We start from the raw sequence: 8,636 nt of genomic DNA on the forward strand, positions 1-8,636 counted from the left end.
ATAGATATAGAGAGGAATGCTTGTATGGGAAAGACAATTAGCAAGGGAATGTTTGGGCTGTTTTTTGAGGATATAAATTATGGCCTTGATGGGGGACTTCACGCAGAAATGCTTGAAAACCGCAGTTTTGAATTTTTGGAGGCTCATGGCCATAAATGCAATTATTATCAGAAAGGGGCTTATCTCTATGGATGGAATGCGTATCCGTTTGTTGGAAAGTCAGAGATAAGTGTATCAGATAATGAGTCACTTAATGAGGTTAATCCACATTACCTTGTAGTTAAGACAAATGAAGAAAATGCAGGTTTTTCAAACAAGGCATATGATGGAATTTACCTTGAAGCAGGTAAGTCCGCTAATGTAAGCTTTTATGCAAAAGTAAAAGAAAATAAGACAGTGACTGTAAATATCTTTTCACAGGGCGGAAAAAAGCTGTGTCACTCAGAGGAGATTACTATTTCCGGAGATAATTGGAAAAAATATGAAACAAAGATAACAGCTAAAAAGGATATTGAAAGAGGTCTTTTTGTTGTTCTTATCAAGGAAAAAGGAGAAGTTTTATTTGATCAGTTCAGAATGTATCCTGAAGATGCAGTTCTCGGACTTTTCAGGAAAGACCTGTGTGAACTTTTAAAAGACTTAAAGCCCGGATTTATGCGATTCCCCGGCGGCTGCGTAGTAGAGGGCAATGAACTCTCAAACAGATATCAGTGGAAGCTGACTGTTGGTCCATCTGAAGAAAGAAAAGCCAACTGGAATAGATGGGCAGTACATGGAAATGATGATGATAAGGGAAACAGAGATCTTGGCGACTTCCCATATTATAACCAGACTCTTGGAATTGGATTTTATGAGTATTTTCTTTTATGTGAATACCTTGGCTGCGAGCCACTTCCTGTAATGAATGTTGGTCTTGCCTGTCAGTATCAGTCAGATCAGCTGATTGACAGCTCTGCTCCTGAATTTATGGAATATGTTAATGATGCTCTTGATCTTATTGAGTTTGCAAACGGTGACACCACCACAAAGTGGGGCGCTTTAAGGGCGCAGATGGGACATGAGGAGAGCTTTAACCTTAAGTTTATTGGAATTGGTAATGAACAGTGGGAAACTAAGAAAATAGACTTCTTCCACAGGTACGATGTCTTTGAAAAGGCTATTCATGAGAAATACCCTGAGATAAAGTGCTGCGGAAGTGCAGGTCCTGATGTTACATCTGACCACTATAGAGAGGCATGGGATAACTTCTCACCTAAAATGAAAGCAAAGTCAGATTACAGCTACGCTGTTGATGAGCACTATTATGTGTCAGATAACTGGCTCTATGATAATGTTCATATGTACGATTATTATGACAGGCACAGAAAGGTATTTGCCGGAGAATACGCATGCCATATAAATCCTGACAGGGCTCCTGAAAAGAGAAACAGCTTTGGAGCAGCTCTTGCAGAAGCAGCATTCATGACTGGACTTGAAAAGAACGCTGATGTAGTACTTATGGCTTCATATGCACCTCTTTTTGCCAGACTTGGATATACCCAGTGGCAGCCGGATCTTATATGGTTTGATGCTAGTGCATCCTATGGAACACCAAGCTATTATGTTCAGAAAATATATTCAAACTTCACAGGAACAGAGCTTATAGATGTAGACTTTGACGACCTCGAGAAGGATAGAGTATATGTGACTGCATCAAAGGATGATAAACACGTATATGTAAAGATAATCAACGCCGGAGCAAAAGATGTTGATATTGATCTTTCAAAGATATTGGTTGATGGAAAGCCTTTAGTTAATGGAATGATTCCAGAATTGCAACTATATACCATGAAAGGCAATGTTGATGACTGCAACAGCATCGAGCAGCCACAGAAAGTTGCACTGGTTTCAAATAAAGTTTCTATAGACAGTATTTATGAGTCTGTGTCCAATTCTATTGCAGTTATTGTATTATGAAACAAAGATGTTATCGCGATGAACAGCAAATTTAGTTGATAAAAGCCCTGATGAGCGAAAGATAAATCGCTCATCAGGGCTTTTATTTACTTGAATTTGCGTCCTTACTCCAAAACCTTCCGCGTAGCCATTCCCTAATTACTTTCCGAGGATTTCGTGAACAGCTGCTTTGATGCTTTCGTCTTTTGCGTTTGCATCGAAGTACTCAAGGAAGTGCTCACCTGAAAGAGCGCCCTTTACAAGTTCTTGGTCAAGATTCTTGAGGATGGAAGGCACATCCTGAACATAAGTAACCTTCTTTACTTCATCAAGAATTCTCTTGTTGCGCTGCTCTGGAACAGCTCTTTCTCTAGGATATCCCTGACCGCTTTCTTCGCAGAAAAGCTTCTCAAAGATGTATTCAAGGTTAAGCTCAGCGCCCCAACCTGACTTAAGTGCAAAGTTAATTGAGATGGCATTTCCATCATTGATCTGTGCGAATGTGTATGCATCAAGTGGATCGGTTACATGTCCGCATATAACTCCCGGGAAGCTGTTGCATGCAAGCATAGCGCCTTCACCTGTTCCACATCCTGTTACTACATAGTCAACGGCACCTGAGTTAAGGAGTACACATGCAAGGATACCATTCTGAACATATGTCAGCTGTGCTTTGTCTTCAGCTGAGTACATTCCGTAGTTGAATACTTCAAAACCATGCTTGTCAGCAACTTTTTTTAATGAATTGTAGATCATTTCATTCTTTGCAGCCTGGCTGTTTTCATTGATAAGTGCAATTTTCATTTTTTTATTCCTTTCTTTATTTCAATAGTTTTACTATTTGTTTATTGCCCGATACTTCTATTTTAAATGCATTAAATAATTGCGTCTATGAATTTCAAATCTTTGTATTATTTTTGCAATATTTTAGTCAAAGTATTTTGTTATAAATGCTGTCTTTAGATATATTATTTTTCATGTTATACTATTGCTTGTTTTTAGTTTATAAATTTTTAATTTTTGAAAGAGAAGGAACTAAATTGAGTTACAAGAGAAGTAAAGCCGGTAATCTGTCCGGCTATAAATATAAAAAACGTCGCAGAAAAAGATTAGACATGAAGAAAATCGCTATTGTAGCGGCTTCTACAGCTCTTTTGCTGGTAGGAGGATATTTCATTTACTTGCATCTCCCATTTGTAAAGGTAAACAAGGCAATAGCAGCAGGGGATAAATATACAGAAAATGCAGATTATGAAGCGGCAATTGAGTCCTACACTAAGGCTATTGATATCGATTCAAAATCTGTTAAGGCATATGCCAATCTTGCAGGCGCTTATCTTAGTATAGATGATTCACAAAGTGCCAAGGATACTCTTTATTCAGGCTGGGAAAACACTAATAACGAAGCTCTTTTGGATAATTATCATATAATTATTCTTAATGAATCTGTTACAGCCATGAATGAGGAAAAAGCAGATCTTGGTACAGTAAAAGCCATTTTATCAGTGCTTGTTGATGACAATAATAGTGAAGAGGCACTTAAGATTCTTGACGCCGCATCAGAAAGATGCTTTGAATCAAGCTATGGAGAAGATGCAGATTCTTTGTTCAGATCTGATAATTCAAGCTATTCTGAGTACGAAGAGATGATAAGGGCTATGCTTTCTGTGTATCAGAATGCGCCAAGTGATGAACTTAAGAAGGTTATTTTATCTTTTGTGACTCCTAACATCAGCTCTTTTTCACTGAATTTGGAAGATGTTCTGAAATATAAAACTCTTATATCTGATGTCACATCGGTGCTTGGAACATCAGATGAGATTGATAGTTTTACAGAGTGCCTGGATAATTCTCAAGAGGTGCTTTCTGTATTTTCAGGGATTTTTGAGCAACTTGATGTTGGAAATGTAGATGAACTGCGTAATTTTGTTGTTTCCGATGAGTACATTTCACTCAGGGATGTATTCCTTAACAAGCAGGAAACTCCACTTGAAAATACGACGTATGTGCCTATCAGCAGAGAGGGTATAGTACTTAATTGTAAAGAAGATAAATGGAGCTATCACTTCTTTAATTTTGATGAGAACCCATCAACTTCAGGAGTTATAACTCTTTGGGCTAACTTTTTTGAAGATGACGGAGTGCAGAGGGCTTCAATCTCTTATGAGCCTGCAGCTATAGATGATAATCTGTATCCACATACTCAGTATTCAGTCACCTATTTGTACAGCTATATTACTTCCGGCAATTCAACTAAGGTTGCCAAGATGAATTACAGATTAGATACTACTATTACCTATGAAGACGGCACTATCGATGAAACTATTGTAGGTGACTGGGGCGGTGCCAATGAGTGGGTTATGGATATAGACACTATCGAATCCAGGATAAAAGCATGAAAAGTGAGATAAAAGATGGAAAATGTGTGATCATTTCAGCAGGAGACTTTTATCCCGTTGAGGTTGATCTTGAAGAAGGAGATTTTTGTATTGCATGTGATGCAGGATTTCTGCATGCAAGGAATGTGGGTGTTTTACCAGACCTTATTGTCGGTGATTTTGATTCCCTTTCCGAGCAGGGGGAAATGGCGATCAGAGATCTCATGGAAATAGAAGAAAATGACCCTGACAGGATTGTGCGCCTTAATGTAAAAAAAGACGACACTGACACTATAATGGCAGTTAAGATAGGACTTGAGAAGGGCTATCGCAAATTCTTTTTATATGGTGCTCTGGGCGGAAAAAGAGTTGATCATACGATCGCAAATATACAGACACTAAACTTTATAAGAAAACATGGCGCTAAGGGCTATATCATGGAACATGATAAGATGCTTTTGGTGGCGCATAATGAAACAGTAAAATTCCATAGGGGCAATAGCGGCTATATATCAGTGTTTTCGCTTTCTGACATCTCAAAAGGTGTTACAATCAAAGGACTGATGTATAATTTGGAGAGAGGGACACTTACTAATGACTTCCCTCTTGGAGTAAGCAATGAATTTATCATCGATGAGGAGGCAGAGATAACTGTAGAAGAGGGGACTCTACTTATCACAGTGTATTTCTCTGATGAGATATGATTTGTTTTTTAGCAAAAAGACTAATTGAAAATTATGATCAGGTTCAGGATCCGGGCGTAAGGCAACGCTATGGCATCATTAGTGGTGCCATGGGCATTGCCTTTAATATTTTTCTTTTTATCATAAAGCTTATGGCAGGAATTATCAGTGGATCGATTTCAATCCTGGGCGATGCATTTAATAATCTTTCTGATGCCGCTTCTTCCATAGTGACTTTGATTGGCTTTAAGCTTTCCGGGCAGGAAGCTGACGCAGAGCATCCTTTTGGCCATGGCAGACTTGAATATATTGCAGGACTTATAGTGTCTTTGCTTATAATACTTACCGGTGTGGAACTTTTTCAACAATCTTTGAACAGGATCCTTAATCCTGGTGAAGTTGATTTTAATTATTATATCGCTGTAATTCTTATTATCTCAATTCTTATAAAGCTCATTATGTTTCAGAGCAATCTTTCAGCTTCTAAGCTGATTGGAAGTGCTACTTTAAAATCTGTTGCTGTCGACAGTATTTCAGATGTGGTAACTACTTCTATAGTTTTTATTTCTGCTTTGATCAATTTCTTTTTCAAATTTAATATTGATGGATTTGCAGGTGTTTTAGTTGCAGTTCTTATTATTAAATCAGGATGGGATGCAGCAAAAGACACTATAAATCCCCTTCTTGGTGAACCGCCTAGTAAAGAGTTTTTAAGAGATGTGTCTGAAACGGTTAATTCATATGATGGAGTGCTGGGGGTTCACGACATAACTATTCATAATTATGGACCAACAAGAATATTTATGTCTTTGCATGTGGAAGTTCCATCTGACAGGGATCTGATATCAGTACATGACATGATAGATTCAATAGAAAATGAACTTCATCAGAAGTACCATTGCATAGCAGTTATACATATGGACCCGGTTGTCGAAGGGGATGCTGAAACGGATGAGCTTAAGAAAAAAATAAGTCAGGCACTTTCTCAGCTTGATCCCAAACTTTCTTTTCATGATTTTAGGATTACCCATTGTGAAGGAGATAAAAAGACGCTTAAGTTTGATGTGGTTGTTCCATATGATTATGCGTTATCTGATACGTTTATAATTGACTATTTAAAAAGATATTCTTTGATAAAAGGTGTTATGGACTGTGAAATTACTATAGATAAAGAAAAAAGAGAAGGTATTTGAGCTTTTGAGGAGAGTGTATGAATATTTTGTGGGTTGAGAAAATCAAGGCAAAGTTTGTGGATGTAATAAAGGAATACTTGTTTTCAATTTCAGTATTTTTGTTAGCAACTGTATTCTGGACTATACGTGGAGATGGAATAAACCATTCGTATATTTTAAAAACAGTTATTCCTTTTTTGGAAACGCTTTTTTACGGAATTACACCAGGAATTCTTTTGTGCGAGACGATTTATCATTATCCGGATTATTCCGAAAAGAAAAAAACTATTCTTTATGCAGTCATTATTGTTTTGACGACTATAGTCTCGTTTTTTTATTCTTCTGTCAATACGATATTTGAAGCTGGATTGCAGGAAAAGCTGGAAAATTCTGCCGTGTTTTCTGAAATAGCCTTTGAGGTTTTTGTATGCTATCTGGTAACAACAATGGGATTTGCTGTTTATTTTATCTATAAAAAAACTGGTGAGTGTTTTGAAACTTATGTGGCAAAAGCATTCTGTGGCCTCATGAAAGCTCTTTTAATATATGGAATCATAGCATTGGGCGTTTTGATGGTGCTTTTAATTTTTGATACGCTTATTGTTGATACATCATCTATCGACCTTATTATGAGATGCGAAATAATGATAATGGGCCTTGTTGCTTACCCGTGCGCACTTATGGGTATTTCTAAAACCGAGGGTGACTTTTCAAAGTTTTCAAAGGTGGTCTTGAGCTATATATTTACAGGACTTCTTGCGATTGCTTTTTTGATCATCTACCTATATATATTCAAAATTGTATTTACATGGCAGTTCCCGAAAAATCAGGTCTTTTCAATTCTCACAGCCTTGTTTTGCTGCGGACTTATGATATGGACCATGGCTGCTGGATGTTGCCAGGAAAAAATGTTAAAGCCAATTAAGCTCATGCCATTTTTGTTCATACCATTTATCATCTTACAGATAATGTGCCTGTATATGAGAGTGACAGATTATGGCTTTACAAGATCAAGGTATTTTGGCCTTGCTATGATTATTTTTGAAGTTATTTATTTTGCCATGTATATTGTCAGCTATATTGTGGCAAAAGAAATTACATTTAGTCTTATATTTTTGATCATAGCAATGACATACCTGGTTCTTGTGTTTCCGGTTACTAATTATAAGAGTGTAATTCTTATGTCTCAAAAAAGCCGGATGGAAAAGTACTTTGCAGCTGCTGCAAATGGCGATCAATTAGGGAAAAAGGCTGCATATGAAGCATATAAGACTATAAACAGTGAAAGTGGATATATGGGACTTAAGTATCTTAGTAAGAATTATACCCAGGAACAGATTGCTGATTTGACTAGTGGAGAAGAGGATGATTCTGAGTCGGATTATATTTATATCTACGCAAGCAGGGATCTAAACGAGATTATTGTGGAGGGATATAAAGAGATTAATGTCATAGATAGTGAATTCTATGATGATGAGGTTGATGCATTAGAGATAAAAAGTAAAGATGGAAAACTGTTAGGAACTGCAGATATCAGCGATCTTACTTCAAAGCTTTTAAAACTTGATAAGGCCGGAAACACAGACTATAGTAAGAAAACTGAGCTGATTTCCAATAATGTTCCACTTGATACTGGTGGTGAGCTTATAATAACAAGCATTAAAATAACCGGTGATTATGGCGTTCCAGACAAGATAGAATATATTGAGATACATGGATATGTTCTGAAATAACAAACGCTTTCTGGTGCATTGATATACGAATATAAATTTTTTGAAAAAAATTGAAAATTGTTGTTGACACTTATGGACCTCAGTGATATATTTATATTCGTTGCTGATGCAGCCGCGAAACACAAGGCACTGCAAATGCAGCACTGGAGCGGATTTCAAGTTCCTGCACCTTGACAAATAAACAGTAATGCAACCCTGAAAAATTTCAAGAGAATTTATTCAGAACAAAGATTTAGTAAATAACGGACAGAACAAAAGCCAAGCTTAGTTCTAGCCTGATCAAACTTTTAAACGTGAGAGTTCGATCCTGGCTCAGGATGAACGCTGGCGGCGTGCCTAACACATGCAAGTCGAACGGAGAATATACGCTTCAGAAGCTTCGGCAGATGATTGTATATTCTTAGTGGCGGACGGGTGAGTAACGCGTGGGCAACCTGCCTCATACTGGGGGATAACAGCTGGAAACGACTGTTAATACCGCATAAGCGCACAGTGTCGCATGACACAGTGTGAAAAACTCCGGTGGTATGAGATGGGCCCGCGTCAGATTAGCCAGTTGGCGGGGTAACGGCCCACCAAAGCGACGATCTGTAGCCGGCCTGAGAGGGCGGACGGCCACATTGGGACTGAGACACGGCCCAAACTCCTACGGGAGGCAGCAGTGGGGGATATTGCACAATGGAGGAAACTCTGATGCAGCGACGCCGCGTGAGTGAAGAAGTATTTCGGTATGTA

6 protein-coding genes and 1 rRNA gene are annotated in these 8,636 nt (G+C 38.0%); 6 read left to right on the forward strand and 1 reads right to left on the reverse strand.

Translation table 11 applies throughout. The features are described 5' to 3' along the window. Window positions 1-24: 24 nt before the first annotated feature. Complete coding sequence (locus C4S54_RS11720; RefSeq protein WP_103869706.1) at window positions 25-1,956, forward strand: alpha-L-arabinofuranosidase C-terminal domain-containing protein; 1,932 nt, start codon at window positions 25-27, stop codon at window positions 1,954-1,956. A gap of 138 nt (window positions 1,957-2,094) precedes the next feature. Here C4S54_RS11720 and C4S54_RS11725 read toward each other — a convergent pair whose 3' ends face one another. Continuing rightward, the gene (locus tag C4S54_RS11725) at window positions 2,095-2,739 is read right to left on the reverse strand and encodes an RpiB/LacA/LacB family sugar-phosphate isomerase (protein WP_074887494.1); all 645 of its coding nucleotides are present in this window, start codon (window positions 2,737-2,739) and stop codon (window positions 2,095-2,097) included. A gap of 236 nt (window positions 2,740-2,975) precedes the next feature. Between C4S54_RS11725 and C4S54_RS11730 the strand changes: the two genes are divergently transcribed. The 5 genes from C4S54_RS11730 to C4S54_RS11750 all read left to right on the forward strand — a co-directional run. After that, complete coding sequence (locus tag C4S54_RS11730; RefSeq protein WP_160110757.1) at window positions 2,976-4,334, forward strand: tetratricopeptide repeat protein; 1,359 nt, start codon at window positions 2,976-2,978, stop codon at window positions 4,332-4,334. Continuing rightward, a complete protein-coding gene (locus tag C4S54_RS11735) occupies window positions 4,331-5,017 on the forward strand; it encodes a thiamine diphosphokinase (RefSeq protein WP_103869708.1) in 687 nt (228 codons plus the stop codon). Before C4S54_RS11730 ends, C4S54_RS11735 begins: the two co-directional genes overlap by 4 nt. Further along, entirely contained in the window at window positions 5,014-6,189 is a 1,176-nt protein-coding gene (locus C4S54_RS11740) for a cation diffusion facilitator family transporter (RefSeq protein ID WP_103869709.1), read from the forward strand. The genes C4S54_RS11735 and C4S54_RS11740 overlap by 4 nt, the downstream gene beginning before the upstream one ends. A 17-nt stretch (window positions 6,190-6,206) precedes the next feature. After that, entirely contained in the window at window positions 6,207-7,901 is a 1,695-nt protein-coding gene (locus C4S54_RS11745; RefSeq protein WP_103869710.1) for a DUF4153 domain-containing protein, read from the forward strand. 289 nt (window positions 7,902-8,190) lie between these two features. Further along, window positions 8,191-8,636 (forward strand): 16S ribosomal RNA (locus tag C4S54_RS11750); the annotation flags it as partial.

This window comes from Butyrivibrio sp. Su6 (assembly GCF_900108105.1).
Taxonomy (GTDB): domain Bacteria; phylum Bacillota; class Clostridia; order Lachnospirales; family Lachnospiraceae; genus Butyrivibrio.

What these genes read in the sequence shown, in the direction of transcription:
- C4S54_RS11720 (WP_103869706.1), top strand. Translation starts at nt 25, where the DNA reads ATGGGAAAGACAATTAGCAAGGGAATGTTTGGGCTGTTTTTTGAGGAT.
- C4S54_RS11725 (WP_074887494.1), bottom strand. Translation starts at nt 2,739, where the DNA reads ATGAAAATTGCACTTATCAATGAAAACAGCCAGGCTGCAAAGAATGAA.
- C4S54_RS11735 (WP_103869708.1), top strand. Translation starts at nt 4,331, where the DNA reads ATGAAAAGTGAGATAAAAGATGGAAAATGTGTGATCATTTCAGCAGGA.
- C4S54_RS11740 (WP_103869709.1), top strand. Translation starts at nt 5,014, where the DNA reads ATGATTTGTTTTTTAGCAAAAAGACTAATTGAAAATTATGATCAGGTT.
- C4S54_RS11745 (WP_103869710.1), top strand. Translation starts at nt 6,207, where the DNA reads ATGAATATTTTGTGGGTTGAGAAAATCAAGGCAAAGTTTGTGGATGTA.